The 25,926-nt window shown below is 59.3% G+C and carries 22 protein-coding genes; 9 read left to right on the forward strand and 13 right to left on the reverse strand.

The genetic code is table 11. The features are described from left to right. Window positions 1–73 precede the first annotated feature (73 nt). Window positions 74–1,612 carry a murein biosynthesis integral membrane protein MurJ gene (gene murJ / locus AABM52_RS26530; RefSeq protein ID WP_347909162.1) on the reverse strand — a complete coding sequence of 513 codons (1,539 nt, stop codon included), beginning with the start codon at window positions 1,610–1,612 and terminating at the stop codon, window positions 74–76. A 388-nt stretch (window positions 1,613–2,000) separates the two neighbouring features. On the opposite strand from murJ, the gene rpsT reads away from it, so the two are divergent. Then, window positions 2,001–2,279 (forward strand): 30S ribosomal protein S20, encoded by a 279-nt coding sequence (gene rpsT, locus AABM52_RS26535; RefSeq protein ID WP_007970922.1) that lies wholly within the window; start codon window positions 2,001–2,003, stop codon window positions 2,277–2,279. A 119-nt stretch (window positions 2,280–2,398) separates the two neighbouring features. Here rpsT and AABM52_RS26540 read toward each other — a convergent pair whose 3' ends face one another. The 5 genes from AABM52_RS26540 to rplU form a co-directional block, all read right to left on the reverse strand. Further along, window positions 2,399–2,863 carry a CreA family protein gene (locus AABM52_RS26540; protein WP_347909182.1) on the reverse strand — a complete coding sequence of 155 codons (465 nt, stop codon included), beginning with the start codon at window positions 2,861–2,863 and terminating at the stop codon, window positions 2,399–2,401. 12 nt (window positions 2,864–2,875) lie between these two features. Beyond that, window positions 2,876–3,994, reverse strand: a complete 1,119-nt coding sequence (gene proB, locus AABM52_RS26545; RefSeq protein WP_347912693.1) for a glutamate 5-kinase — start codon at window positions 3,992–3,994, stop codon at window positions 2,876–2,878. A 137-nt stretch (window positions 3,995–4,131) separates the two neighbouring features. Beyond that, entirely contained in the window at window positions 4,132–5,355 is a 1,224-nt protein-coding gene (gene cgtA / locus AABM52_RS26550) for an Obg family GTPase CgtA (RefSeq protein WP_347909189.1), read from the reverse strand. A 195-nt stretch (window positions 5,356–5,550) separates the two neighbouring features. Then, window positions 5,551–5,808, reverse strand: coding sequence for a 50S ribosomal protein L27 (gene rpmA / locus AABM52_RS26555; protein WP_003205738.1), 258 nt, complete (start codon window positions 5,806–5,808; stop codon window positions 5,551–5,553). A gap of 35 nt (window positions 5,809–5,843) precedes the next feature. After that, complete coding sequence (gene rplU, locus AABM52_RS26560) at window positions 5,844–6,158, reverse strand: 50S ribosomal protein L21 (protein ID WP_003176051.1); 315 nt, start codon at window positions 6,156–6,158, stop codon at window positions 5,844–5,846. A 239-nt stretch (window positions 6,159–6,397) separates the two neighbouring features. Here rplU and AABM52_RS26565 point away from each other — a divergent pair, with 239 nt between their 5' ends. The 3 genes from AABM52_RS26565 (at window position 6,398) to AABM52_RS26575 (ending at window position 8,300) form a co-directional block, all read left to right on the forward strand. Next, on the forward strand, window positions 6,398–7,366 hold the full coding sequence (locus AABM52_RS26565; protein WP_008052062.1) for a polyprenyl synthetase family protein: 969 nt from the start codon (window positions 6,398–6,400) through the stop codon (window positions 7,364–7,366). 132 nt (window positions 7,367–7,498) lie between these two features. Next, window positions 7,499–7,840 carry a zinc ribbon domain-containing protein YjdM gene (locus AABM52_RS26570; RefSeq protein WP_020798653.1) on the forward strand — a complete coding sequence of 114 codons (342 nt, stop codon included), beginning with the start codon at window positions 7,499–7,501 and terminating at the stop codon, window positions 7,838–7,840. Window positions 7,841–8,042: 202 nt separating this feature from the next. Next, entirely contained in the window at window positions 8,043–8,300 is a 258-nt protein-coding gene (locus AABM52_RS26575) for a hypothetical protein (protein WP_217836406.1), read from the forward strand. 68 nt (window positions 8,301–8,368) lie between these two features. On the opposite strand, the gene AABM52_RS26580 is transcribed toward AABM52_RS26575, so the two are convergent. The 3 genes from AABM52_RS26580 to AABM52_RS26590 form a co-directional block, all read right to left on the reverse strand. After that, window positions 8,369–8,986: an FKBP-type peptidyl-prolyl cis-trans isomerase gene (locus AABM52_RS26580; protein ID WP_347909193.1), complete on the reverse strand. Its 618-nt coding sequence runs from the start codon at window positions 8,984–8,986 to the stop codon at window positions 8,369–8,371. A 121-nt stretch (window positions 8,987–9,107) separates the two neighbouring features. Continuing rightward, window positions 9,108–9,398: a DUF6482 family protein gene (locus AABM52_RS26585; RefSeq protein WP_347909195.1), complete on the reverse strand. Its 291-nt coding sequence runs from the start codon at window positions 9,396–9,398 to the stop codon at window positions 9,108–9,110. Window positions 9,399–9,529: 131 nt separating this feature from the next. After that, window positions 9,530–10,018 (reverse strand): TIGR00645 family protein, encoded by a 489-nt coding sequence (locus AABM52_RS26590; protein ID WP_007970904.1) that lies wholly within the window; start codon window positions 10,016–10,018, stop codon window positions 9,530–9,532. A gap of 171 nt (window positions 10,019–10,189) precedes the next feature. On the opposite strand from AABM52_RS26590, the gene AABM52_RS26595 reads away from it, so the two are divergent. Next, window positions 10,190–12,019 (forward strand): hypothetical protein, encoded by a 1,830-nt coding sequence (locus tag AABM52_RS26595; RefSeq protein WP_347909197.1) that lies wholly within the window; start codon window positions 10,190–10,192, stop codon window positions 12,017–12,019. Window positions 12,020–12,025: 6 nt separating this feature from the next. Here AABM52_RS26595 and AABM52_RS26600 read toward each other — a convergent pair whose 3' ends face one another. Continuing rightward, the gene (locus AABM52_RS26600; protein ID WP_347909199.1) at window positions 12,026–12,367 is read right to left on the reverse strand and encodes a hypothetical protein; all 342 of its coding nucleotides are present in this window, start codon (window positions 12,365–12,367) and stop codon (window positions 12,026–12,028) included. Window positions 12,368–12,688: 321 nt separating this feature from the next. Then, window positions 12,689–15,127, reverse strand: a complete 2,439-nt coding sequence (locus AABM52_RS26605) for an AAA family ATPase (protein WP_347909200.1) — start codon at window positions 15,125–15,127, stop codon at window positions 12,689–12,691. Between the two features lie 279 nt (window positions 15,128–15,406). Here AABM52_RS26605 and AABM52_RS26610 point away from each other — a divergent pair, with 279 nt between their 5' ends. The 3 genes from AABM52_RS26610 to AABM52_RS26620 all read left to right on the forward strand — a co-directional run bounded on the left by AABM52_RS26610 (window position 15,407) and on the right by AABM52_RS26620 (window position 18,448). Next, complete coding sequence (locus AABM52_RS26610; protein ID WP_007970900.1) at window positions 15,407–15,895, forward strand: DUF3015 domain-containing protein; 489 nt, start codon at window positions 15,407–15,409, stop codon at window positions 15,893–15,895. A 93-nt stretch (window positions 15,896–15,988) separates the two neighbouring features. Then, window positions 15,989–17,842 (forward strand): DUF4105 domain-containing protein, encoded by a 1,854-nt coding sequence (locus tag AABM52_RS26615; RefSeq protein WP_347909202.1) that lies wholly within the window; start codon window positions 15,989–15,991, stop codon window positions 17,840–17,842. Window positions 17,843–17,953: 111 nt separating this feature from the next. Next, a complete protein-coding gene (locus AABM52_RS26620; protein WP_347909204.1) occupies window positions 17,954–18,448 on the forward strand; it encodes a GreA/GreB family elongation factor in 495 nt (164 codons plus the stop codon). Here AABM52_RS26620 and gdhA read toward each other — a convergent pair. Beyond that, entirely contained in the window at window positions 18,445–19,782 is a 1,338-nt protein-coding gene (gene gdhA / locus AABM52_RS26625; protein ID WP_347909206.1) for an NADP-specific glutamate dehydrogenase, read from the reverse strand. The two genes, AABM52_RS26620 and gdhA, sit on opposite strands and share 4 nt — an antisense overlap. 300 nt (window positions 19,783–20,082) lie before the next feature. Next, complete coding sequence (ettA, locus tag AABM52_RS26630; protein WP_347909208.1) at window positions 20,083–21,747, reverse strand: energy-dependent translational throttle protein EttA; 1,665 nt, start codon at window positions 21,745–21,747, stop codon at window positions 20,083–20,085. A 397-nt stretch (window positions 21,748–22,144) separates the two neighbouring features. On the opposite strand from ettA, the gene AABM52_RS26635 reads away from it, so the two are divergent. Next, window positions 22,145–25,885 (forward strand): EAL domain-containing protein, encoded by a 3,741-nt coding sequence (locus AABM52_RS26635; RefSeq protein WP_347912694.1) that lies wholly within the window; start codon window positions 22,145–22,147, stop codon window positions 25,883–25,885. Window positions 25,886–25,926 lie beyond the last annotated feature (41 nt).

The following is a 25,926-nucleotide window of genomic DNA, read 5'->3' on the forward strand; positions in this document are numbered from 1 at the left end:
AGGCAACACCGTAACCCAAAGTGATCGAGCCGACAAAACCGCCGGCTCGCCCGTGTTTATCGAGGCCAGAACCTCAGCCCAGCGTCTTGCGATTGAAGTCGCGCAAACGGAAGCCCATCAACACTAACATGCCGAAATAAGCCACCACACCGGCACCGACCAAGGCACCCAGGCGCAGGAAACGTTCAAGCATCTGCCCCTCACCCCAGGCCGGCATGAAATGCATCCCTGCCAGCAACACGCCAGACATCACCGCAACCGCAATCACCAGTTTTAAGCCGAACTTTGCCCAGCCCGGTTGCGGCTGGTACATCTGCTGTTTACGCAGCTGATAGAAGAGCAACCCTGCGTTGAGGCAGGCGCCAGCGCTGATGGCGAGCGCCAGGCCCGCGTGAGCCAGCGGACCGATCAGCATCAGGTTGAACAGCTGGGTGACCACCAGGGTGAAAATCGCGATTTTTACCGGCGTTCGGATGTTTTGTTGCGCATAAAAGCCCGGCGCCAGCACCTTGATCACGATAATCCCGAGCAAACCGACGGAATAGGCGATCAACGCGCGCTGGGTCATGGCCGCATCATGGGCATCGAACTGACCGTACTGGAACAGCGAAACCGTAAGCGGCTCTGCCAGAATCCCCAGCGCCAGGGCGCAAGGCAGCACCAATACGAAGCACAGGCGCAGACCCCAATCGAGGATGCGCGAGTATTCGTGACGATCCTTGTTGGCGTAGGTCTTGGCCAGGGTTGGCAACAGAATCGTCCCCAGCGCCACACCCAACACGCCAGACGGCAGCTCCATCAAGCGGTCGGCGTAATACATCCAGGACACGGAACCGGCAACCAGGAACGAAGCGAAAATGGTGTTGATGATCAGCGAAATCTGGCTCACCGACACCCCGAGGATCGCTGGCAGCATCTGTTTCATAACGCGCCAGACGCCGGTGTCGCGCAGGTTCAGGCGCGGCAGCACCAGCATGCCGATCTTTTTCAGGTGCGGCAGTTGATAGAGCAACTGCGCCAGGCCACCCACCAGAACCGCCCAGCCGAGCGCCATCACGGGCGGATCGAAGTAGGGTGTCAGGAACAACGCAAAAATAATCATGCTGACGTTAAGCAGCGTCGGCACGAATGCCGGGACCGAAAAACGGTTCCAGGTGTTGAGGATCGCACCCGCCAGCGACGACAGGGAAATCAGCAATATGTAAGGAAAGGTCACCCGCAACAGGTTGGAAGTGAGCTCGAATTTTTCCGGCGTATTGGTGAAACCCGGCGCGGTGACCCAGATGACCCACGGCGCGGCGATCATGCCCAACACCGTGACCAGCGCCAATACCAGCGTCAGCAGGCCCGAGACATAGGCAATGAATGTGCGGGTCGCCTCTTCACCCTGCTGGCTTTTGTATTCCGCGAGAATCGGCACGAATGCCTGGGAAAACGCCCCCTCGGCAAAGATCCGCCGCAGCAGATTGGGCAATTTGAAGGCGATAAAGAAGGCGTCGGTCGCCATTCCCGCGCCAAATGTACGCGCAATAAGGGTGTCACGAACAAACCCCAGAACCCGGGAAAGCATCGTGATAGAGCTGACGGCGGCCAACGATTTGAGCAGATTCATTGAAAGAGTTTGTGCCTGTCGATAAACAGCAGGCGAATAAAGCGCCTACTTATGCGATACTCCGCGCCGCAACAGCACAGAGCCAAAGCTCGCGAGTTTACAGGTCACACGCCGGAAAGAAATATTCTGTGCCACCGACCTCATGAAAACGTGACGAGCGAAGGCAAGACAAGGCGAAAACAGGCGAGAAAGCGGAGTTGACGAACGTCAATGAGCATTTCGAGTCTGTTTTCAACGCAGTATTGCCGAGCGTAGTAGTTTTCATGGGGTCGGGACCGACCACTTAGCGGAACGTTTCCTCCGCCCTTGACAAGACTTCAACTCATCGGCATGATTCGCGGCCTATTTTGTTTGCTATTTCCTAAAAAGTCTTTCGAGGAGCTCGACGGTGGCCAACTCACCTTCCGCCAAAAAACGTGCAAAACAGGCTGAGAAGCGTCGCAGCCACAACGCCAGCCTGCGTTCCATGGTTCGTACCTACATCAAGAATGTAGTTAAGGCCATCGACGCAAAAGACGCTGCCAAAGCTCAAGCTGCTTACGTTCTGGCTGTGCCAGTTATCGACCGTATGGCCGATAAAGGCATCATCCACAAGAACAAGGCCGCTCGTCATAAGAGCCGCCTGAATGGCCACGTTAAGGCCCTGAACGTTGCCGCTGCTGCCTAAGCGACTCGTTCATTAAAAAACCGACCTCAGGGTCGGTTTTTTATTGCCTGCGATTTGATGGGCACACAAAAAAACTGTGGGAGCAAGCTTGCTCGCTCCCACAGTTTTTTTGCGTGAAATTACTGAGCGTGCGCCCACGGCAAAATCGGAATCGCCGTCACCGCATTCTGCGGACTGCCCTCAATCAAGCGATCGCTGTACACCAAGTACACCAGCGTATTGCGCTTCTTGTCGAGGAAGCGCACCACCTGCATGGTCTTGAACACCAGGGACGTGCGCTCCTTGAACACCTCATCACCATCCTTGAGCTCACCCTTGAAGCTGATGGGCCCGACCTGCCGGCAAGCGATAGACGCTTCGGCACGATCCTCGGCCAAACCAAGACCGCCTTTCACCCCGCCGGTCTTGGCGCGAGACAGATAGCAGGTCACGCCATCGACTTTGGGATCATCAAAGGCCTCGACCACGATCCGGTCATTCGGCCCGACAAACTTGAACACCGTCGACACCTGACCGATCTCTTCGGCCGAAGCCATCAGCGGCATCGCCAGCAATAGCCCCAACAATCCTTTTGCCACACGCATTCAGGTATTCCTTCAGACCAGGATCAGGTTATCGCGGTGAACCAGTTCCGGTTCTGCCATGTAACCCAACAGACCGACAATCGCCTCGGACGACTGACCGATGATTTTTTGCGCTTCCAGTGCACTGTAGTTGGCCAGGCCACGGGCAATCTCGCGACCGTCCGGCGCCACGCAGACCACCATCTCGCCGCGACGGAAGCTGCCCTGCACCAACTTGACCCCAACCGGCAGCAAGCTCTTGTTGCCCTCGGACAACGCGGTTACAGCACCCGCATCCAGCACCAGGGTGCCACGGGTTTGCAGATGACCGGCCAGCCACTGCTTGCGCGCCGCCAGCATGCCGCGCTCCGGCGACAGTAAGGTACCGATGCGCTCGCCCGCCTTGAGGCGATCCAGCACACGCTCAATACGCCCACCAACGATGATGGTGTGAGCGCCTGAACGAGCCGCCAGACGCGCAGCACGCAATTTGGTCTGCATGCCACCACGCCCCAGCGCACCGCCGGTGCCACCCGCCACCGCGTCGAGCGCCGGGTCATCGGCACGCGCCTCGTAAATCAGCTGGGCATCCGGATTGTTGCGCGGATCGGCGTCGAACATGCCGTCGCGATCCGTCAGGATCACCAGCAAGTCAGCCTCGACCAGGTTGGCCACCAGTGCCGCCAGGGTGTCGTTGTCGCCAAAACGGATTTCGTCGGTGACCACGGTGTCGTTCTCGTTGATCACCGGAATGACCTTCAGTTCGACCAGCGCACGCAAGGTGCTGCGGGCGTTCAGGTAGCGCTTGCGATCGGACAAGTCGTCGTGAGTCAGGAGAATCTGCGCGGTATGCCGGCCATGCTCGGCAAAGCTCGACTCCCAGGCCTGCACCAACCCCATCTGGCCGATTGCGGCAGCAGCCTGAAGTTCGTGCATCGCACTGGGTCGCGAGGTCCAGCCCAAACGGCTCATACCGGCCGCCACCGCCCCGGAGGACACCAGCACCAGTTCGACACCCGCCTCATGCAAAGCCACCATCTGCTCAACCCAGACACCCATTGCCGCGCGATCCAGGCCCTTGCCGTCCGCCGTCAGCAAAGCGCTGCCGATCTTCACGACCCAACGCTGCGCACCTGTCACCTTGCTCCGCATCATCTTCAACCTTAGCTTGAGGGCAGCGCGACCTAGCACTGCCCGTGACGTTATTCGTGGTTATTCGTGACCAACAATCGATTTCCAGATACCAAAACGCCGCTCGATTGAGCGGCGCTTAAGTTTATCGCAACGAATCAGTCACGCACGTAAATGATTTCCGGACCGTCTTCGTCATCCACATCTTCTTCGTCCCAGTCATCGTCGCCGATGTCGTGGACCGACTTCACGCCGCTGCGACGCAGGGCACGCTTGTCATCCAGCGCCTGCAGCTGCGCGCGGGCTTCGTCTTCGATGCGCTGATCGAGATCGGCCAGCTCTTCCTTGTAGGCCGGGTCATTGGCCAGGCGATCAGCACGATCTTCCATGTAACGCATGATGTCGCGGCACAGACGCTCGGTACCGAGCTTGGAGATGGCCGAGATCACGTAGACCGGCCCCGTCCACTCCAGGCGATCAACGATTTCCTTGACGCGAGCATCGTGCTCTTCATCAAGGATCTGGTCGCACTTGTTCAGGACCAGCCAGCGATCACGCTCCGCCAGGGACGGGCTGAACTTGATCAGCTCGTTGACGATCACTTCAGCGGCATCCGGTGCGCTTGCGTCATCCAGCGGCGCCATGTCCACGAGATGCAGCAGCAGACGCGTACGCGCCAAGTGCTTGAGGAAGCGAATGCCCAGGCCAGCACCTTCGGAAGCGCCTTCGATCAGACCCGGAATGTCCGCGACCACGAAACTCTTCCAGCGATCGACGCTGACCACACCCAGGTTCGGCACCAGCGTGGTGAACGGGTAGTCGGCAACTTTCGGCTTGGCAGCCGAAACCGAACGGATAAAGGTACTTTTACCGGCGTTCGGCAAGCCCAGCAGACCGACATCAGCCAGTACTTTCATTTCCAGCTTCAGGTCGCGCTGCTCACCCGGCTTGCCCGGAGTGGTCTGGCGCGGCGCACGGTTGGTACTGGATTTGAAACGGGTGTTGCCCAGACCGTGCCAGCCGCCCTGCACTACCATCAGTTTCTGACCGGCCTTGGTCAGGTCGCCGATGACTTCCTGAGTCGCAGAGTCGATCACCGTGGTGCCGACCGGAACGCGCAGGATCAGGTCTTCACCCTTCTTGCCGGTGCAGTCGGTGCTGCCGCCGTTGGAGCCACGCTCGGCATCGAAGTGCCGGGTGTAACGGTAGTCCACCAGGGTGTTGAGGTTTTCGTCGGCCATCATGTAGATGGAACCGCCGTCACCGCCATCACCGCCGTTCGGGCCACCGTTCTCGATAAACTTTTCCCGACGGAAACTCATGGCGCCATTGCCGCCATCACCAGCCTTTACTCGAATCGATACTTCATCAACAAACTTCATAACAAACGCCTCTCGCCATACGGACGAGCCGAAAAACAATCAAGACATAAGACTCTTGCAAAAATGAGCGCAGCGACCCTGAACCACGATACCCACATCGTACGCCGACAGCCCATACAAACAGCTTTGCAAGAGACTCACCCCACAAACGAAAAAGCCCCGTCGCGAGACAGGGCTTTTCCAGCGATCGCGCAATTAAGCTGCGATTACGCTCACGTAACGACGACCGAAGGCGCCTTTTACTTCGAACTTGATCACGCCTTCGACTTTAGCGAAGAGGGTGTGATCTTTACCCATGCCAACGCCGTAGCCAGCGTGGAATTGGGTGCCGCGCTGACGCACGATGATGTTGCCTGCTTTGATAGCCTGGCCGCCATACATCTTCACGCCAAGGCGTTTGGCTTCTGAGTCGCGACCGTTACGGGTACTACCACCAGCTTTTTTGTGTGCCATGAGTTCAATTCTCCTAGTGAGGAATTAGGCTGTAATTAAGCCTGAATACCGGTGATTTTGATCTCGGTGTACCACTGGCGGTGGCCCATACGCTTCATGTGGTGCTTACGGCGACGGAACTTGATGATGCGGACTTTATCGTGACGACCTTGGGAGATCACTTCAGCCACAACGGTAGCGCCAGCAACAACTGGAGCGCCGATATTCACGTCGTCACCGTTGGCAACCAACAGAACGCGATCAAAGGTAACGGATTCGCCGGTAGCGATTTCCAGTTTTTCGATCTTCAGGTATTCACCTGGGGCGACTTTGTACTGCTTGCCGCCAGTAACGATTACTGCATAAGACATGGTATTTCTCCGATAATCCTGCTCACCCAGCTCTTTATAAGAAGAGGTATTGGCTGGCATGGCTGCATGGGGCTGGAGGCCCGCTTGCAATTGCGTAAGGCAGGTGCTGCCCAGGAAGTTCAGGGTGCGCGATTGTACGCAAGGCACGAGCGCCTTGCAAGGGGCCGTCCATCGCGCCTTGACACCTGCAAGCGTGGGTCCTAGCATGCCGCGCAACCCTTCTGGAGCGACTGTCGCTGATGCAACCCCAAGCTTTTTACCGCGCGGTGGCGGACGATTTTAGCGCCGTCGACGGCATCATCAAGAAGCAGCTGACTTCTCGAGTGCCGCTGGTATCGAAAATCGGCGATTACATTACCTCGGCCGGCGGCAAACGCCTGCGTCCTTTATTAGTGTTGCTGTGTGGCAAGGCCCTGGGTCGCGAAGGCGACGAGCTGCGCCTGCTGGCCGCGACCATCGAGTTCCTGCACACCGCTACCCTGCTGCATGACGATGTGGTCGACATGTCCGGCATGCGCCGTGGCCGCTCGACCGCCAACGCCATGTGGGGCAACGCGCCAAGCGTACTGGTCGGTGACTTCCTGTATTCGCGCTCGTTCGAAATGATGGTCGAGCTGGGTTCGATGCCGGTGATGAAGATCCTTTCGCAAGCCACGCGCATCATCGCCGAAGGCGAAGTGTTGCAGCTGTCGAAGGTTCGTGACGCCAGCACCACCGAAGAAACCTACATGGAAGTCATCCGCGGCAAGACCGCGATGCTCTTCGAAGCCTCGACCCACAGCGCCGCTGCCCTGTGCCAGGCCTCGCCGGAACAGGCCGAAGCCCTGCGCACATTCGGTGATCACCTGGGCGTGGCCTTCCAGCTGGTCGATGACCTGCTCGACTACAAAGGCGACGCCGAAACCCTGGGCAAGAACGTCGGAGACGACCTGGCCGAAGGCAAGCCGACCTTGCCGCTGATCTACACCATGCGCGAAGGTACGCCGGAACAGGCCGCCCTGGTGCGCAAGGCAATCCAGAAAGGCGGAATCGAAGACCTGGAAAGCATCCGCGAAGCCGTGGAAGCCTCGGGCTCGCTGGAGTACACCGCGCAACTGGCACGCGATTATGTGGCCCGTGCGATCAAGTGCCTCGAAGCGCTGCCAGCCAGCGAATATCGCGATGCACTGGTTGAACTGAGCGAGTTCGCGGTAGCCCGCACGCACTGACAGCACTGCAAAACCCTGTGGGAGCAAGCTCCCCCAGGGTTGTTCACCACAGGTTTCCTGCGCTGCGCCCTCTCCCGCCTAAAACCCTATACAATGTGCGCTTTTTAGCGATCCTGAATCCAAGGAGCCTTAGTGAGCACGTTGCCACCCTGCCCAAAATGCAATTCCGAATACACTTATGAAGACGGCGCTCAGCTGATCTGCCCCGAGTGCGCCCACGAATGGTCCGCCAGTGGTGAAGCCGAAGCGGTGTCCGATGACGCAGTGAAAAAGGATTCGGTCGGCAACGTCCTGCAGGACGGCGACACCATCACCGTGATCAAGGACCTCAAGGTCAAGGGTACGTCTTTGGTGGTCAAGGTCGGCACCAAGGTCAAGAACATCCGCCTGTGCGATGGCGATCACGACATCGATTGCAAGATCGACGGCATCGGCCCGATGAAACTCAAGTCCGAGTTCGTCAGAAAAGTCTGAGCCTGCTGTTCTCCATCCCGCGCCCGGCGTGGGATGGCGCCTCCCCCTCCCCGCTTCACCCAGTAAATCCTCGCAATAGCCAAACGCCAGTCGTTTTGACCTGACGCAATCTTTACCCGGAAAAAGCGCAAACCGCCAATAGGCCCTTGCTATTTGTTGAATAAGAATTATTCTCACAAAACACTCAGTGGAGATGAGAACCATGACTTATTTGATCGATGCCTGGCTGGACCGCCCACACCCTTACCTCAGGATCCTGCATCGGGAAACCGGGGAAGTCTGTGCCGTACTGGAAGAGGAAGCCTTGAACGAGCTGCAGGATCAGGGTGACCTGGACGTCAGCGGCTTGAGTTCCAGCGAGCCGGTGGTGCTCAAGGAACTGGTGCGTAATCTGTTTCTGTTTTGCTATGCCCGAGCGTTGCGCCCGCACAGTGAACTGCACCACAAGATCGAAATATGAAATACCGCAAAAAAACTGTGGGAGCGAGCTTGCTCCCACATTAGCCCGACGTCATATCGGGCCGGGCATTACAGAACGTCGAGCAACTCGACGTCGAACACCAGTACGCTGTGCGGCGGGATGCCGCCAACGCCTTGAGCGCCGTAAGCCAGTTCGCTCGGCACGTACAGGCGCCATTTGCTGCCGGCGTTCATCAGTTGCAGGGCTTCGGTCCAGCCGGCGATCACGCCGCCAACCGGGAACTCTGCAGGCTCGCCGCGCTCGTAGGAGCTATCGAACACAGTGCCGTCGATCAGGGTGCCGTGGTAGTGAGTACGCACGGAATCTTCACGGGATGGCTTGGCGCCTTCACCAGCGGTCAGCACTTCGAACTGCAGGCCGGAAGCCAGAGTGGTGATGCCGTCACGCTTGGCGTTTTCAGCCAGGAAGGCCAGACCTTCGCCAGCAGCCGCTTCAGCCTTGGCTGCAGCTTCGGCCTGCATGATTTCGCGGATGACTTTGAAGCTGGCGGACATTTCTTCCTGACCCACACGGCTTGGCTTGCCGGCGAATGCGTCGGTCAGACCGGCCAGGATCGCGTCCAGGCTTACGCCCGGTGGCGGGTTGTCGCGCAGTTGGTCGCCCAGCTGACGGCCAATACCGTAGCTGACGCGGGTTTCGTCGGTGGACAGATTTACTTCGGACATGACACTGCTCCGCTGTGCGGACGGCTCGGGAACTTGCCATGCGTGCACAGCGCGTCCCGGAGCGCCCGGAACCAAAAGGGCCAGCAGACTAGCACAGATGTCATGCCATTGATGAGGGGCCTCAGGCGATCGGCACCTTCAGGTTTTCCTCCACATCGGCAACCAGACCGCACATTTCGTCATGCACGACCGTGTGCACGAGGTTGAAGTGCAACTTGGGAAAGGAGCGCAGCACATCACGGGCATGCTCCACCGAACGCAGGCTAATCATGTGCCCGCGCGCATCGCTCAAGGGATATGCCGCGCCATGCATCCGCGCCTCCAGCAAGTAGATGCCTCCCTCCATCGAGATCAGGTTCAGCTCATCGACCTTCCCGGCGACGGCATACGCATTCAACTCTTGCAGGTTCATGAGCGCACCTCACACATTAGCGAGCCTCTTAACAGGGATAGGCTTCGGCGCATCAAAGCACAAGCCACAAACGACGCCGCCCGTCTGTTTTGCAACAGACGGGCGGCGTGTTTCATGGGGCCGGCGATGGGTCAGTGCTTGGTGACTTTATCCAGGTAACCCATGGCAAATGCCGAGACCACGAAGGTCATGTGGATGATCACGTACCACTGCAAATGCTCGGGATCGACGTTCTTGGCGTCCATGAAGATGCGCAGCAGGTGAATGGACGAGATCGCCACGATCGATGCGGCTACCTTCATTTTCAGCGACGAAGAGTCCATGGTGCCCAGCCAGTTGAGCTTCTCCTTGCTGTCGTCGATGTCCAGTTGCGAGACGAAGTTCTCGTAGCCGGAAATCATCACCATCACCAGCAAACCGCCCACCAGGGCCATGTCAATCAGCGACAGCAGCACCAGGATCAAGTCCGATTCGGCCATCGAAAACACGTTCGGGATGACGTGGAAGACTTCCTGGAAGAATTTCAGTGCCAGCGCCAGGAGCCCGAGGGACAGACCGAAATAGATCGGCGCCAGCAGCCAGCGCGAGGCGTACATTGCATTTTCGATAAAGCGTTCCATTGAAACTCACATGTAGGGCTGAAAACGGCGGCGAGTATACCAGCCGCCCGTCCATACCCAGAAGCTGCCAGAAACCGTCGAAAAATCCGCCACCTGCGCCTGTGTATCAAAGTTTTTCTGCTAGTGTCCAAATCATTGACTGATCAGTGATGTCGGACAGGAAGACTGGAAATGGATGTGCGATTGCCTTTATCGAGTGCCGGAATTTGCCTGGCGCTGCTACTGAGCGGCTGCTCACCCAGCGACGAAAAACGCCAGGTCAGCCTCGAAGAAAAAACCGCGCAGTTCGAAAAGTCGCTGGACGCCATCCAGGATCCGAAGCTCAAGGATGCCGTGTCGGAGCTGGGCGGCTCACTGCTGCTGCTCGAACGCGCGCAACTCAAGCTCGACAGCAAGCCGATGGAAACCGAATACGGCGAAGACGCCCTCGCCATGCTCAAGCACTACCCGACCCCGCAGGCTCTGGTCGACACCTACATCAACGGGTTGTTCGTGCTGCAAAAGGACTCCAGTTCCGACTACCTGACCGATCTGCAGCCTGTATTCCCCTTCACTTTCAGCGTTCCTGCCGCGTTTTTGTTTCCCCATGGCCTGGAATGGCAGTCGGTCACGCTCAGCAACAAACGAGTGATTCCATTCCAGCCGGAATGGTCGGAAACCGACCCCGGCATTCAGCTCAGCCCATCGAGCTCCAACCTGACCAACCCCGATGACCTGACCGTGGCCTACCCCTTCATCGAAGGCCTCGACATTGACAGAAAGCAGCAACCGCAACCTGTGAGCCTGCAAGGCAAGGTCGAAGTCATCGCGCCACGCCGCCTCTACAGCTTCGACCTGACGAAAAAGGACGTAGGCCAGACCCGCACCAATGACAACCTGAGCGTCACCCTGCTCTCATTGACGAACAACTACGCGGAAATCGAATACAACAACAGCGCACCGCTGGCCCCCGAAGTCAGTGAAACGCCACTCAACCCGCTGATCGTCCAGGCCAGGGACAGCACCGGTCAATTCATCGCACGCGCCGGTTCAATCAACGAAACCTCCGTACAAATTGCCTTCTATCAGCAGCAACTGGCCAAGATGCAGCAGCAAAAGAGCTGGAGCGAAGCCCTGGAAAAACAGCTCGACGAAGAACAACGCAACTTTGAGAAGCAGCAGGCTCGGCATTATTCGAAGATCTACTTCAACGGGATGATCGAAACCCTCGAAGTCAGCCTGCTGGATTTTTCCGCCGTCACGGTCACCCGAAAGGACCTCGACCTGCCGGTCCGGCGCTTCGATGCCAATACCACGGACAAATCCATCCAGCCCTTGAACCTGTCCGTGGTGGTCTATGACGACCAGACGGCGGGCTGGCTGAAAGGGGCAACGTTGAGTGAGGATCAGCTGAAAAAGAACGTCAGCATCAGCCAGTCGGTCGACGACCCCAGCGCTGCGCGAATCGAATTCACTCACCTGCGCACCTTCAACGATGAACTGCTCGGCACATCGTTCAACCCCGGTGAAAGTCCGGTGAGCTTCTTTACCGAAGACACGCTTGGCAAACGCGACGAGCCGATCGAACTGCCGTCAGAGGCGTACCAGATCGATCCCCTGCGCGGCACCATCACTTACGATCTGAATCTGTTTCCGCAAACTCCAGCCTATGCGGTGGGTTCGATGCCGCTGTTCCTGGCCACGGTCGACAAGCAAATCGTCGATGCCCGTCAACTGCCCAAGGGCCTCGCGTTCAAAGACAATGCACTGGTGGTGAACCTGAAGGCATTTCCCGCCCAGGACTGGCGTTTTTTCGCCAAGGACGACAGCGGTAATTACTTGAAGGAGATTCTATCGGTCAGCCATGGCACGAGCGCACAGGGTCCGGCGCAGTTTGCCGTGCATTACTTCTACGGACAGCCTACGCGCCTGGAAACTTATCAGCGCACTGACCTCGCCACCGTGCAATACGGTTTCGAAGTCAAACTCGACAAGGCCGACATGACGCGCCTTGATCAATAGTGCCACTCAGTGCTCGGGGTGAAACTCGAAACCGCCCATGTTCCGGCAGCGACCACCGTTGATTTCCCGCAGTTGGGCTTGCAGGTGCAGGCACCAGATTTGCGGATCGTCGGCCAACTCGTAGCCGTGCAGGGTCAGGCTTTCAACGATGGTGTCGAGGATTGATTCAGCGGCGAACGGACCATGAAACGGGCCTTGGGCCTTGATGGCCGAAGGTTGTTCACCGGCCATTCCGGCGGCGAACAGCAGAGTCCACATGCCCGTATCTCCCGCCAATGGACGGATGGCACATTCGATACGGGTCACAAGGCCCAGGCATTGACGGGTGAGGCAGAGGTTGCGCGACATGGCGGCGACCCTCGGTAGATCCGGTATTCAGCCCCCATGGGAAGGCTGTTTCGATCCTGTGATTACGTCGATATCCTTGAGCAGAGAATAGAAGAAAAGTCTGGCTTGCAGGCCGGGGCAAGACCGAAAGGCGCCGAATGGTCATAGTGTGAATATTGACGTCATTTCGACGACGCTTTTCCAGTGTTCACACAAACAAATGTGGTAGCGAGCCTGCTCGCGAAGGCGGACCGTCAGTCAACACATGGGTTGAATGTCAGTCCCTCATCGCGAGCAGGCTCGCTCCCACAGTAGAGCGGTGTGAGTTAGTTCAAGTGCACATCAGGCCGGCTTGGTTTCCGCCAATGCCTCTTGCGCCAACTCCTTCTCGGCTTCCTTGAGATCATCTTCGCTGATCATTTCCGCGATAACCCGCAGGCGCTCCACGACCCGCGCGTTCACGCTGCCTTCAGGGAACTCGCCGTTCTCGTCCGGTTCGCCGGCCGGCTCACCGACCAGCAAGCTCAAGGCTTCGTCGGCCTGACGGACCGCGTAGACATGGAACTGCCCCGCACGCACCGCCGTCAGCACCTTCTCGTCGAGCATCAGGGTGGCGACGTTGGCGTGAGGAATGATTGCCCCCTGCTCGCCGGTCAGCCCGCGGGCTTCGCACAGACGGAAGAAGCCCTCGATCTTCTCGTTGACTCCGCCGACCGCCTGCACTTCGCCGAACTGGTTGATCGAACCGGTGATGGCAAAGCACTGCTTGAGCGGGGTTTTCGACAAGGCCGAGATCAGGGTGCAGGCCTCGCCCAGGGAAGCACTGTCGCCATCGACATAACCGTAGGATTGCTCCAGGGCGATGCTCGCGGAAATCGCCAGCGGAAATTCCTGGGCATAACGGCTGCCCAGATAACCGGTAAGGATCATCACGCCTTTGGAGTGGATCGGCTGGCCGAGGTTGACCTCGCGCTCGATGTCGACGATACCGCTGCCGCCCGGGTACACCGTGGCGGAAATCCGCGCCGGTATACCAAAGGCCGAGTCGCCGACTTCCAGCACTGTCAAGCCGTTGCACTTGCCGACCGCCGCGCCAGCGGTGTCGATCAGGATGATCCCGGCCAGCATGTCGTCGAGAATCCGCGCCGACACCCGCCCGGTACGCGTGGCCTTGGCCTTGAGCGCGCGCTCGATGTGCCCGGCGTCGGTCATTTCATCGCCTGCCAGGTGGCGAATGAAATCCGCCTCGCTGACCAGTTGAAACAAATCACCGATACGCGCCGACAAGCGCCCCTGATGCTCCGCCAGTCGCGCGCTGTAAGTCGCCAGGCGCGCCACCGCATCGGCGGTCAGCGGTGCCATGCCTTCTTCGGAAGTACGGGTTTTGAGCAACTGGGCGAACTGTTCAAGGCTCTCGTCGACCATCGGGATGTCTTCGTCGAAGTCCACCAGGACGCGGAACATCTCCTGGAAGTCCGGATCGAGGTCTTGCAGCGTGTAATACAGCTGACGGGCACCGATGATGACAACTTTGACCTGTAGCGGAATATGCTGCGGCGAAAGGGTGACGGTCGCGAAACGCCCCATCTCGCCCAGCGGCGACTCCATTTTCAGCTTGCGCGATTGCAGGGCACGTTTCAGCGCATCCCACACGAACGGCTCGCTGAGCATTTTGTCCGCTTCGAGGATAAGGAAACCACCGTTGGCGCGGTGCAGCGCACCCGGCCGCAGTTGCCGATACGTCGTATAGAGCGCGCCCTGATCGGTGCTGTATTCGATGCGACCAAAGAGGTTTTCGTAGGTCGGGTGCGGCTCGAACACCACCGGCGCACCGCCGCTGGCCGAATGACCGACCACCAGGCTCGGCGCGTACTGTTCTTCCAGCAACTTGCGGGCGACAGCGTCGGTCTTGCTGTCGTCCACCAGTTGCTCGACCACGGTCTTGAGCAAGTACACCTGCATGGCTTGCAGATAACCGCAGACCGCGGCGTTCTCGGCGTACTTCTCCGACAACGGCGACAACAATGGCTGCAAGGCCAGGGTGATGGTTTCTTCGTTCAGATGACGCAGCTGGTTGCTCGACTCGCGCTTCCATTGCGGCAGGCTGGCGAGCTCTTCGTTCAGGCGCTCCTCCAGCACGGAAATATCCTCGTGGAAGCGCTCGCGCTCGGCTTCCGGCAATTGTGCGAACTCAGCTTCGTCCAACGCCTTGCCGTCGCCCATTGGGGTGAAGGCGATATTGCTGGCGTCGCGGTACAGCGCGACGTCCTTTTCCAGGGCCAGACGTTCGATGATGTCCAGGGCCTTGTCGTAGCGCTGATTGAAGGCGCGGTCGATGGCGCTTTTCTTTTGCTGGTAGGACGGATGCTCGAAGACTGCCGGAAAGGTCGCCAGCAGGTTGTCGATCAAACCGTTGATATCACCAATGAAATTACCGGCAGTGCCCGACGGCAATTCCAGGGCACGTGGTTCGCGAGGCTCATCGAAATTGTTGACGTAGACCCAGTCCGCCGGGGTCTGCAGGCGCTTGCCTTCGGCCTTGAGGTAGCGTTTGACGAACGAGAACCGGCCAGTGCCGGGCTCGCCCATGACGAATACGTTGTAACCGGGGCGTGGCATGGCCACACCGAACTGCAAGGCTTCGACCGCACGTTCCTGGCCAAGCACACCGCGAAAGGGCTCCAGATCATTGGTGGTAGAGAAGCTGAACTGTTCAGCGGAAAACGGACGGGTCAGCGCTTCGGGCGCTAGACGCAAGCTGGCAGCAACAGGATCAGGCATCGGGCTTCCTTAACAATCAGGCGGGGCAGATGGCAGCATTCTGGCGCTGCCCATGCCCGACTGGCAAGGAGCGCCGCAGGCCTGAGCATAGTCAATCGGCCAACCCCAGGCGGGCCGGGCTTTCGCCGCCGTTCCCCATGAATGTTTTGCAAAAAATCACGGAACCCCGTGATCGTGCCTAAACTCCAAACTGCGCGGCCGGACTAATGCCCGGCCCACTGGCACCGGAACGGGCCAGACTCCCTTGTTTATTGGTACGCACACAAAGAGAACAAAGCTATGAAACGGATTCTTCTTGGTACTCTCTTCACCGCTGTATCCATCAATGCCATGGCGCAAGCGCCAGGCGGCCCGGATTGCGGCTGGGGCAACATGCTGTTCGAAGGCCAGCGTGGTACTCCAGCTCACTTCCTGGCATCCACCACCAACGGCACCTCCGGCAACGCAACCTTCGGGATGACCTCCGGCACCAACGGTTGCGCGACCAATGCGTCGCTGACCTATGGCGGCAAATCCTGGTTTGCCATGAATGGCATGATGAACGAGCTGTCCGAGGACATGGCCAAAGGTCAGGGCGAAGCGCTGACCACCTATGCCGTGGTACTGGGCGTGGCGCCGGAAGACCGTGCGCACTTCGCCGCAGTCACTCACGAGCACTTCCAGCAGATCTTCAGCAAGGCTGACGTGACCGCAGAAGACGTGCATACCAATACCCTGGCCGTGCTCAAAGCCGACCCTCGTCTGGCCAAGTACGCGACTCAAGCTTAAGCTCGACCCGCCCCGCTTCTTTCGGGAAGCGGGTTTTGTTTTTTGGACCTGCCCCTCTTTGGGTCTTTTTCTCAAGTATTTAAGTTGCCTTCTATGCTCAAACGCCTTGCCTGGCTGGCGCTGTGTGTCTGCGCCCCGCTGTCCGCCGCGCCTCACGTCGACCCACAACGTTTGCAGCAACTGGCCAACGCCCCCTTCTGGATATCCCTGGGCCATTACGAAACCGCCAAGCTCGGCGGCTGGCGCAGCTATGTCAGCGACAGGAAGTTCTTCCTCGCCGCTGACGGCAATGAACATCCGGAACATGAACTGACGGCGACTGTACAAGCCTTGTACGCCCCGGCCAGTGCCGGTGAAACACACGCTCAATGCGTCTACCCGGCCCGCACCCGCTGGCTGAAAGAACAACTCGGCCTGACCGGCCTGCCGACACCGGACTGCGCCGGCTTCAAGCAATGGTTCAAGGACGTCTCGCCCGACAGCGCGGTGATGATCTTCCCCGCCGCATACCTGAACAGCCCGTCCTCGATGTTCGGCCATACCCTGCTGCGCATCGACCAGGCCGAAGTGAAGAGCGACAAGACTTCGCTGCTCAGCTACGCGATCAACTTCGGCGCCTACATCGAGGGCTCGGACAACAGCATCCTCTATGCCTGGAAAGGACTCATGGGCGGCTATCCCGGGCTGTTCGCGATGGTGCCCTATCAGGAAAAGCTCTCGGAATACCGCAGCCTGGAAAACCGCGACCTGTGGGAATACCGCCTGAACCTGACCCGGCAGGAAACCGCGCGCATGGTCGAGCACGTCTGGGAGCTGAAACAGATCAAGTTCGACTATTTTTTCTTCGACGAGAACTGCTCGTACCGCTTACTGGAACTGCTGCAAGTGGCCCGCCCGGGCCTGCGCCTGACCGAGCAATTCCCGCTCACCGCCATCCCGACCGACACCGTCAAAGCCGTGAAAAATGCCGGACTGGTGGAGTCCATCCAGTATCGTCCGTCCCGGGAGCGCGAGTTGCTCAGCCGCGCCGAGCCGTTGAACCCTGAAGAGCAGCAGTGGGTGCTGAAAGTCAGCGCCGATCAGAAGCAATTGCAGGACCCGGCATTCAAGGCGCAGCCGCGCGACCGTCAGGCGCTGATCATCGATGCGGCCTATCGTCTGGAGCGTTACCGCGCCAACGGCCAGGAACGCGACCCGGCGCGCGCCCAGCGCAGTTTCGAACTGCTGCGGGCAATCAACCAGAACCCGGCGCCGGAACTGGATATCCCGCAACCGGGCCTGCCTGAAGACGGTCACGAGTCCCGCACCTGGCAGCTCGGCCTTGGCACCCGTGGAGATAAAGCCTTTGGCGAGTACGGCTTGCGCATGGCTTATCACGACCTCAATGACAACAACGAAAGCTTCCCTCTTGGCGCACAGATCGAAATCCTGCAATTGAAACTGCGCCAGTACGAAGGCAATGACTGGCAAGTGCAGCAACTGGACCTGGCCACCATTCGCTCCCTGACCCCGCGTAACGAGCTGCTGCAACCGCTGTCATGGCAAGTCACCGGCGGTCTGGAGCGGGTACCGGGCAAGCATGATGACCAGACCCTTGTCAGCCACGTTAACGGCGGTGGTGGTGGCACCTGGCAACTGGGCGATGACCTGCTCGGATTTGCCCTGGGCACTGCGCGTATCGAGCACAACAACGACTTCGCCGCATTCATTGCCCCGGCCGCCGGGTTCAACAGTGGTCTGCTGTGGAAAAACCCGCTGGGCAATTTGAGCCTGGAAGCCAAGGGTGACTTTTTCACCAATGGTGAAGTGCGCCGCAGCCTGAGCCTGAATCAGCAATGGGAAATATCGCGCAATCTCGGCCTGCGTTTGAGCGCCCAGCGCGAGTTCAGCCATTTGGCGACGGCCGAGAATGAAGTGATGCTTGAACTGAAGTGGTATCACTACTGACCTGACACACCACAGGGGTTATGGCGTATTGCTCGCCATCGGTCGTTTACAGACATCCACTGAAACCAAATGCCTGCGACCATGGCCAAAACCCTATACCGGGAGAATTCCATGAGCCGTGCATTCGTCAATGAAGATAACGCCGCTGCGCAAGCCGATCAGCCAGTCGAACGGCAGGTCAGCACGCAGCCCAATTACGTCACGCCGCAAGGCCTGAACCTGTTGCAGGGAAAAGTCGCCGAACTGCAAACTCTGCACGCCGAACAATCGGCAAAAGGCGAGCAGGCCGACAAGCAGCGCCTGGCGGACCTCGAACGTGATTTGCGTTACTTCAAGCAGCGCCTGGGCAGCGCTCAGGTGGTACCCGCCGCGACTTCGACCGAGAAAGTGCAGATCGGCAGTTGGGTGACCTACGCCGATGAGCACGCCACCGAACGCCGGGTACAACTGGTGGGCGAAGATCAGGCCGATGCAGCACACGGCCTGATCAATTGGGGTTCACCGCTGGGACGGGCACTGCTCGGTGCCCGACTCAACGATGAAGTGCTGTGGCAGCGCCCCGCCGGGGATCAACTGATTGAGGTGATCCGTATCGAACCGGCCTAGACCACACCTTGTGCGAGCATGGCATCGGCGACTTTAACGAAGCCGGCAATGTTCGCGCCCTTGACGTAGTTGACCCGGCCATTCTCCTCACCGTAATGCACGCAAGCGTGGTGAATCGACTGCATGATCGCGTGCAGCTTGCTGTCCACTTCGCCACCGGTCCATGCCAGGCGCATGGCGTTCTGCGACATCTCCAGCCCGCTCACCGCCACACCACCCGCGTTGGACGCCTTGCCCGGCGCGAACAGAATGTCGGCCTCGATGAACAGGTCCACCGCCTCAAGGGTCGTCGGCATGTTCGCGCCTTCGGCCACGCAGATGCAGCCGTTGCGCAGCAAGGTGCGAGCAGCTTCGGCATCCAGTTCGTTTTGCGTTGCACACGGCAGCGCGATGTCGCAGATCAGGCTCCACGGAAGCTCACCGGCGCGGAACTCCAGGCCAAAACGGCCGGCCAGTTCACGGATGCGTCCGCGCTGTACGTTTTTCAGTTCCAGCACCGCCAGCCATTGCTCCTCGGTCAAGCCGCTTTCGCAATACAGCGTGCCTTCGGAGTCGGACAGCGAAATCACTTTGCCGCCCAGGTCCATGACCTTGCGCGCCGCGTATTGCGCGACGTTGCCGGAGCCGGAGATCGCTACGTGTTTACCTTCCACGGCCAGACCGCGACGCTTGAGCATTTCTTCGGCGAAGTACACGCAACCGAAACCGGTGGCTTCCGGGCGAATCAGGCTGCCGCCGTAGCTTGGGCCTTTGCCGGTCATCACGCTGGTGAACTGGTTGCTCAGGCGCTTGTACTGGCCGAACAGGAACCCGATTTCCCGCGCGCCGACACCGATGTCCCCGGCCGGCACGTCAACGTCGGCACCGATGTGGCGGTACAACTCGCTCATGAAGGCCTGGCAGAAACGCATGACTTCCGCGTCGCTTTTACCTTTGGGATCGAAGTCCGAGCCGCCCTTGCCGCCGCCCATGGGCAATGAAGTCAGGGAGTTCTTGAAGGTCTGCTCGAAGGCGAGGAATTTCAGGACACCCATGTTCACCGACGGGTGGAAACGCAGGCCACCCTTGTACGGGCCGATCGCGCTGTTCATCTGGATGCGGAAACCACGATTGACCTGGACCTTGCCCTGATCGTCGACCCACGACACGCGAAACACCACCGCCCGCTCCGGCTCGCAGATGCGCTCCAGGATGCCGGAGGTCAGGTAATGCGGATTGGCTTCAAGAAACGGCCACAGGGTACGCAGAACTTCTTCGACAGCCTGGTGAAATTCGGGTTGATCCGGGTCGCGTTTTTTCAGGCGCGCAAGGAAGGATTCGACGGATTCGATCATGGAAAAGTCTCGGCAAATTTATTGTCGTTGGAGGAGATTGAGCCGGACTGTAACAAACGGATCGCGCACAAGAACAGAGCAAAATGTCGCATTCATGAAATTAAATGGTGCACAGGATATAAATTATTCCGGTTTTTGGCTATTTTTGCACCTGAACAGGGATTCAAGATCCGGCTTTTGCACCACAAGGGAGATCGCTATCGCGAGCAAGCTCGCGATGAATGCGCCGCGGTATCACTGAAAAAAACGCACAAAAAAACGGAGCCCAAAGGCTCCGCTCTTTATGCAACCAACCCGAAATCAGGCCAGTTTCTTGTGCCGTACGCGATGCGGCTGTGCAGCCGCTTCGCCGAGGCGCTTTCTACGGTCGGCTTCGTACTCGGTGTAGTTACCTTCGAAGAACACCGCTTGCGAGTCGTCTTCGTACGCCAGGATGTGAGTCGCGACGCGGTCAAGGAACCACCGGTCGTGGGAGATCACAATGGCGGCGCCCGGGAAGTCCAGCAGGGCTTCTTCCAGGGAACGCAGGGTTTCAACGTCGAGGTCGTTGGACGGTTCGTCGAGCAGCAGGACGTTACCGCCCTCCTTCAGGGTCAGGGCCAGGTGCAAGCGACCGCGCTCACCACCGGACAGGTCCTTGACGAACTTCTGCTGATCGCCGCCCTTGAAGTTGAAGCGACCGACGTAGGTACGCGACGGGATCTCGTAGTTGCCGATGCGGATCTGGTCGGAACCGTCGGAGATCTGCTGGAACACGGTCTTGCTGCCGTCCAGGTCTTCGCGGCTCTGGTCCACACAAGCAAGCTGCACGGTTTCACCGACTTCGATGCTGCCCGAATCCGGCGTTTCCTTGCCCATCAGCATGCGGAACAGGGTCGACTTACCGGCACCGTTACCGCCGATCACGCCGACGATGGCGCCTTTAGGCATGGAGAACGACAGGTTGTCGATCAGCACGCGGTCGCCATAGCCCTTGGTGACGTTCTTGAACTCGATGACCTTGTCGCCCAGGCGCGGACCGGCCGGGATGTAGATCTCGTTGGTTTCGCTGCGCTTCTGGAATTCCTGCGACTGCATTTCTTCGAAGCGTTGCAGACGAGCCTTGGATTTCGACTGGCGGGCCTTGGCGCCTTTGCGCACCCACTCCAGTTCTTCCTTCATGGCTTTTTCGTGGGCCGACTGCTGCTTGGATTCGGCAGCCAGACGGTCGGACTTGGCTTCCAGCCAACCCGAATAGTTGCCCTCGTAAGGAATGCCCGCGCCGCGGTCGAGTTCCAGGATCCAGCCGGCAACGTTGTCCAGGAAGTAACGGTCGTGCGTGATCGCGACCACGGTGCCCGGGAAGTCGTGCAGGAAGTGCTCAAGCCACGCAACGGAATCGGCGTCCAGGTGGTTGGTCGGTTCGTCGAGCAGCAGCATGTCCGGGGCGGACAGCAACAGGCGGCACAGGGCCACACGACGCTTCTCACCACCGGAGAGGAATTCGACCTTGGCGTCCCAGGCCGGCAGACGCAGCGCGTCGGCGGCGACTTCCAGTTGACGATCGAGGTTGTGACCGTCACTGGCTTGCAGGATCGCTTCGAGCTTGGCCTGTTCGGCCGCCAGTTTGTCGAAGTCGGCGTCTTCTTCAGCGTAAGCCGCGTAGACCTCATCCAGGCGAGCCTGGGCGTTCTTGATCACGCTGACCGCTTCCTCAACCACTTCACGCACGGTTTTGGTCGGGTCCAGGATCGGCTCTTGCGGCAGATAACCGATGTTCAGCTCCGGCATCGGACGGGCTTCGCCCTCGAACTCGGTGTCGACGCCTGCCATGATTTTCAGCAGCGTGGACTTACCCGAACCGTTGAGGCCGAGTACGCCGATCTTGGCGCCGGGGAAGAACGACAGAGAAATGTTTTTCAGGATTTCCCGCTTCGGCGGAACAACTTTGCCCAGCCGATGCATGGTGAATACGTATTGAGCCATGGAGAACCTAGGGTCAGTGACTGATGGATGATTGGAGCGCAGGCAATGCCTGGCCAGGCTGTGCGCGTCGCCCGATTGAGAGCTTTCAATATGAGCGCGCTGAAAAAGCCTGATTTTAGGAGCTGGAACGCTCCCGCGTAACCGACAAAGCTACCTTAATGACAGATGGCAGTCCAGCCGACGGGCCGGGGCTGGCACTTCGCCACAACTCAAGGCATGCTAGCCGCCCTTCGGGCGTCCGGCTTATAGTGCACGTCGCGCCAGTCCAGCCAAACCGCAGGATTACAGCTTGTCCATTGTCCCACCGCCTCTGACTTCCAGTGCGCCGGCCACAGCGCCCGGCTCCCCCCTGCGCGGGACCTTGAAGGGCACCTTGGCGACACTCGTATTATTGCTGATGGCCCTGCTGTTCTGGCAGTTGCTCGACCAGTTGCGCGAAACCCAGAAGAACCAGCGCCAGTACACCATCGATTACACCGCCGATCTGGCCGCGCAGGTCAGCCTGAACATGGCGCTCAACGCGCAGATCGCCCTCAACCTGTTGCCGATCGTCGAGCAACCGCAGGACGCCGATGAATTGCAGGCCCTGCTGCGCAAGCTGCAACAGTCACTGCCAGACCTGCGCAGCCTGGCGTTGCTCAGCCCCTCGGGAAGAGTCATCAGTGACAGCGCTCCCGTCAGCGATGACAGCGACTATCTGAGTGAACTGGTTCGCCGCAGCCACGCTCAGGCGCACTACTTCAGCAACGCCACCGACGGTTCCGTGGTGCATTTATTGTTGCATCAGGCCAGCGGCAGTTCCCGAGGCTATTGGGTCCTGCGCCTGACTCCCACCTTCTTTTCGTCCCTGACCAAGCAACGCGAGGCCGGCGGCCGCCCGTTGTGGCTGGTGGAAAACCGCATCAATCATCAGATCATCAGCCGCGACGACGCGCAGGCCTCGGTCAATCCGGGCACGCTGACCGAGGACGATGTCGCCAACAGCGTGCTGACCGTTCCGCTGAGCAGCAGCGATTGGCAACTGCGCGGTTTGTTCGACCGCCAGCGCGTGCTGGAAGAGCTGCTGCCGGCGTTCATCGGCAAATGTCTGCTGGGCCTGGCGTTTTCCATACTGCCGTTCATCGCCCTGCTGAACATGCGCCGGCGTCAGCGCCAGTTGAATGAAGGCCGCCGGCGTTACCAGGACATTTTCGAAGGCACCGGCGTGGCCTTGTGCGTCCTCGACATGTCCGGGCTCAAGGTCTTTTTCGACAAGGCGCAACTGCAGGACAGCGAGCAACTGCAAGCGTGGCTGGCGATCCCGGAGCAACGCCGGCCATTGCTCAAGGAACTGCGGATCACCGAGGTCAACCAGGTTGCGCTGCAACTGCTTAATGTCGATAGCGCCGACAAAGCCTGGAAACTGCTGATCGACGGTAATCCACAGGACGGCACCACCATCGGCAATCAGGTGCTCGACGCGATGTTCAACCAGCAGCAACAGCTTGAGCTGGAAATCAAACTCCAGAACGCTGGCGGCCGCGACCAGCACCTGTGGCTGGTGCTGCGCCTGCCGCAAACCCCGGACGACTATAAAGCGGTGATCCTGAGCATCACCGACATCACCAGCCGCAAGCTCATCGAACTGTCGCTGCAGGAGCGCGAAGGGTTCTGGTCGGATGTGGTGCGCACCGTGCCGGATCATCTGTATGTGCAGGATGTGATCAGCCAGCGCATGATCTACAGCAACCACCATCTGGGCCAGACCCTAGGCTACAACCGCACCGAACTGCACCAGATGGGCGAATACTTCTGGGAAATCCTTCTGCATCCCGAAGACGCCGACTATTACCATCGCTCCCGCCAGGTCCAGCGCCAGGCCGGTTATCGCCAGTTGATGCAGTGCCAGTTGCGCTTCCGCCATCGGGACGGCCAGTGGCGACGCTTCGAGATTCGCGAGCAGGCACTGGCCCGGGACAAAAACGATCAGGTCACGCGGATCATCGGCGTGGCCAAGGACATCACCGACCAGATCGAAGCCAGCGAATCCCTGCGCGACAGCGAGCAACGCTACCGGATGCTCGCCGAAAGCATCAGCGACGTGATTTTCTCCACCGACAACCGCCTTAACCTCAATTACGTCAGCCCTTCGGTGCAAGCGGTGCTGGGTTACGACGCCGAGTGGATTTTCCAGAACGGCTGGCAATCGACCATCGCCAACCCGCAACAACTGACCGGCATCTACCACCTGATGGACCGAGTCAGCAAAGCGCTGGATAAACCGGACCAACTGGCGCTGTTGCGCAGCCAGGTGCAAACCCAACTGTTCCTGTTCGATTGCCTGCGGGCCGACGGGCGCAAGATCCCGATCGAACTGCGCCTGGTGTTGGTCTGGGACGAACACGGTACGTTCGAAGGGGTGCTCGGCGTCGGCCGCGACATCAGCCAGCAACGCCGGGCCGAAAAAGACCTGCGCATGGCGGCTACGGTATTCGAACACTCGACCTCGGCGATCCTGATCACCGACCCGGCCGGCTACATCGTCCAGGCCAACGAAGCCTTCAGTCGTGTCAGCGGTTACGCCGTGGAGCAGGTCCTCGACCAGTTGCCGAACATGCTGACGGTCGACGACCAGCAGGAAGCCCATCTGCGTTACGTGCTCAAGCAATTGGGCCAGCACAGCACCTGGGAAGGCGAAGTCTGGCTCAAGCGCCGCAACGGCGAGCACTACCCGGCCTGGGTCGGGATCACCGCCGTGCTCGACGATGAAGGCGACCTGGCCAGTTATGTGTGCTTCTTCAGCGACATCAGTGAGCGCAAGGCCAGCGAGCAGCGGATTCACCGCCTCGCCTACTACGACGCCCTGACCCACCTGCCCAACCGTTCGCTGTTCCAGGATCGCCTGCACACGGCACTGCAATCGGCCGAACGGCAGAAGTCGTGGGTGGTGCTGATGTTCCTCGACCTCGACCGATTCAAACCGATCAACGACTCCCTGGGCCATGCCGCCGGCGACCGCATGCTCAAGGAAATGGCCACGCGCCTGCTCGGTTGCGTCGCCGATGACGACACCGTGGCACGCATGGGCGGTGACGAATTCACCTTGCTCCTGCAACCGCGAGCCAACCGTGAAATCGCCCTGAACCGGGCGATCCATGTGGCCGAACAGATTCTCGCCAGCCTGGTGAAACCGTTCGTGCTCGAAGGCCGCGAGTTCTTCGTCACGGCCAGTATCGGCATCGCCCTGAGTCCGCAGGACGGCAACGAACTCAGCCAGCTGATGAAGAACGCCGACACCGCGATGTACCACGCCAAGGAGCGTGGCAAGAACAACTTCCAGTTCTATCAGGCGGACATGAACGCCAGTGCGCTGGAACGTCTGGAGCTGGAAAGCGACTTGCGCCACGCCCTGGAACAGAACGAATTCGTGTTGTATTACCAGCCGCAGTTCAGCGGTGATGGCAAGCGCCTGACCGGTGCCGAGGCGCTTTTGCGCTGGCGCCATCCACGCCGCGGGCTGGTGCCGCCGGGGGATTTCATTCCGGTGCTTGAAGAACTCGGGTTGGTGGTGGATGTCGGCGACTGGGTGATCACCGAAGCCTGCCGTCAACTCAAGGCCTGGCATCAGGCCAAGGTACGAGTGCCGAAGGTGTCGGTGAATATCTCGGCGCGGCAGTTCTCCGACGGTCAGCTCGGTACGCGGATCGCCACCATCCTCAAGGAAACCGGCCTGCCGCCGGCGTGCCTGGAACTGGAACTGACCGAAAGTATCCTGATGCGCGAAGTCAGCGAGGCGATGCAGATTCTCGCCGGGCTGAAAAACCTCGGCCTGAGCATTGCGGTCGACGATTTCGGGACCGGTTATTCATCGCTCAACTACCTCAAGCAGTTCCCGATCGACGTGCTGAAGATCGACCGCACCTTTGTCGATGGCCTGCCCAGCGGCGAGCAGGACGCACAAATTGCCCGGGCAATCATTGCCATGGCCCACAGCCTCAATCTGGCGGTTATCGCCGAGGGCGTGGAGACCCACGAGCAACTCGACTTCCTGCGTGAGCATGGTTGCGACGAGGTTCAGGGGTATCTGTTCGGCCGTCCGATGCCGGCGAGCCGGTTTGAAGCGCAGTTCAGTAATGATGCGTTGTTCATGCTTGACTAAGCTCCCTCGCCACAAACACTAAAAATCCCACGCATGAACAC

Source organism: Pseudomonas grandcourensis (assembly GCF_039909015.1).
In the GTDB taxonomy this organism is placed as follows: Bacteria; Pseudomonadota; Gammaproteobacteria; order Pseudomonadales; family Pseudomonadaceae; genus Aquipseudomonas; species Aquipseudomonas grandcourensis.

Coding starts and splice junctions, on each gene's coding strand:
- AABM52_RS26580 (WP_347909193.1), bottom strand. CDS start 8,986: ATGTCCGAAGTAAATCTGTCCACCGACGAAACCCGCGTCAGCTACGGT.
- proB (WP_347912693.1), bottom strand. CDS start 3,994: ATGCGGAGCAAGGTGACAGGTGCGCAGCGTTGGGTCGTGAAGATCGGC.
- AABM52_RS26610 (WP_007970900.1), top strand. CDS start 15,407: ATGAAACGGATTCTTCTTGGTACTCTCTTCACCGCTGTATCCATCAAT.
- gdhA (WP_347909206.1), bottom strand. CDS start 19,782: ATGATCGAATCCGTCGAATCCTTCCTTGCGCGCCTGAAAAAACGCGAC.
- murJ (WP_347909162.1), bottom strand. CDS start 1,612: ATGAATCTGCTCAAATCGTTGGCCGCCGTCAGCTCTATCACGATGCTT.
- AABM52_RS26575 (WP_217836406.1), top strand. CDS start 8,043: ATGACTTATTTGATCGATGCCTGGCTGGACCGCCCACACCCTTACCTC.
- AABM52_RS26585 (WP_347909195.1), bottom strand. CDS start 9,398: ATGAACCTGCAAGAGTTGAATGCGTATGCCGTCGCCGGGAAGGTCGAT.
- AABM52_RS26540 (WP_347909182.1), bottom strand. CDS start 2,863: ATGCGTGTGGCAAAAGGATTGTTGGGGCTATTGCTGGCGATGCCGCTG.
- AABM52_RS26620 (WP_347909204.1), top strand. CDS start 17,954: ATGAGCCGTGCATTCGTCAATGAAGATAACGCCGCTGCGCAAGCCGAT.
- rpmA (WP_003205738.1), bottom strand. CDS start 5,808: ATGGCACACAAAAAAGCTGGTGGTAGTACCCGTAACGGTCGCGACTCA.
- AABM52_RS26595 (WP_347909197.1), top strand. CDS start 10,190: ATGGATGTGCGATTGCCTTTATCGAGTGCCGGAATTTGCCTGGCGCTG.
- AABM52_RS26605 (WP_347909200.1), bottom strand. CDS start 15,127: ATGCCTGATCCTGTTGCTGCCAGCTTGCGTCTAGCGCCCGAAGCGCTG.
- AABM52_RS26600 (WP_347909199.1), bottom strand. CDS start 12,367: ATGTCGCGCAACCTCTGCCTCACCCGTCAATGCCTGGGCCTTGTGACC.
- cgtA (WP_347909189.1), bottom strand. CDS start 5,355: ATGAAGTTTGTTGATGAAGTATCGATTCGAGTAAAGGCTGGTGATGGC.
- AABM52_RS26615 (WP_347909202.1), top strand. CDS start 15,989: ATGCTCAAACGCCTTGCCTGGCTGGCGCTGTGTGTCTGCGCCCCGCTG.
- AABM52_RS26565 (WP_008052062.1), top strand. CDS start 6,398: ATGCAACCCCAAGCTTTTTACCGCGCGGTGGCGGACGATTTTAGCGCC.
- rplU (WP_003176051.1), bottom strand. CDS start 6,158: ATGTCTTATGCAGTAATCGTTACTGGCGGCAAGCAGTACAAAGTCGCC.
- AABM52_RS26590 (WP_007970904.1), bottom strand. CDS start 10,018: ATGGAACGCTTTATCGAAAATGCAATGTACGCCTCGCGCTGGCTGCTG.
- ettA (WP_347909208.1), bottom strand. CDS start 21,747: ATGGCTCAATACGTATTCACCATGCATCGGCTGGGCAAAGTTGTTCCG.
- AABM52_RS26635 (WP_347912694.1), top strand. CDS start 22,145: ATGGCCCTGCTGTTCTGGCAGTTGCTCGACCAGTTGCGCGAAACCCAG.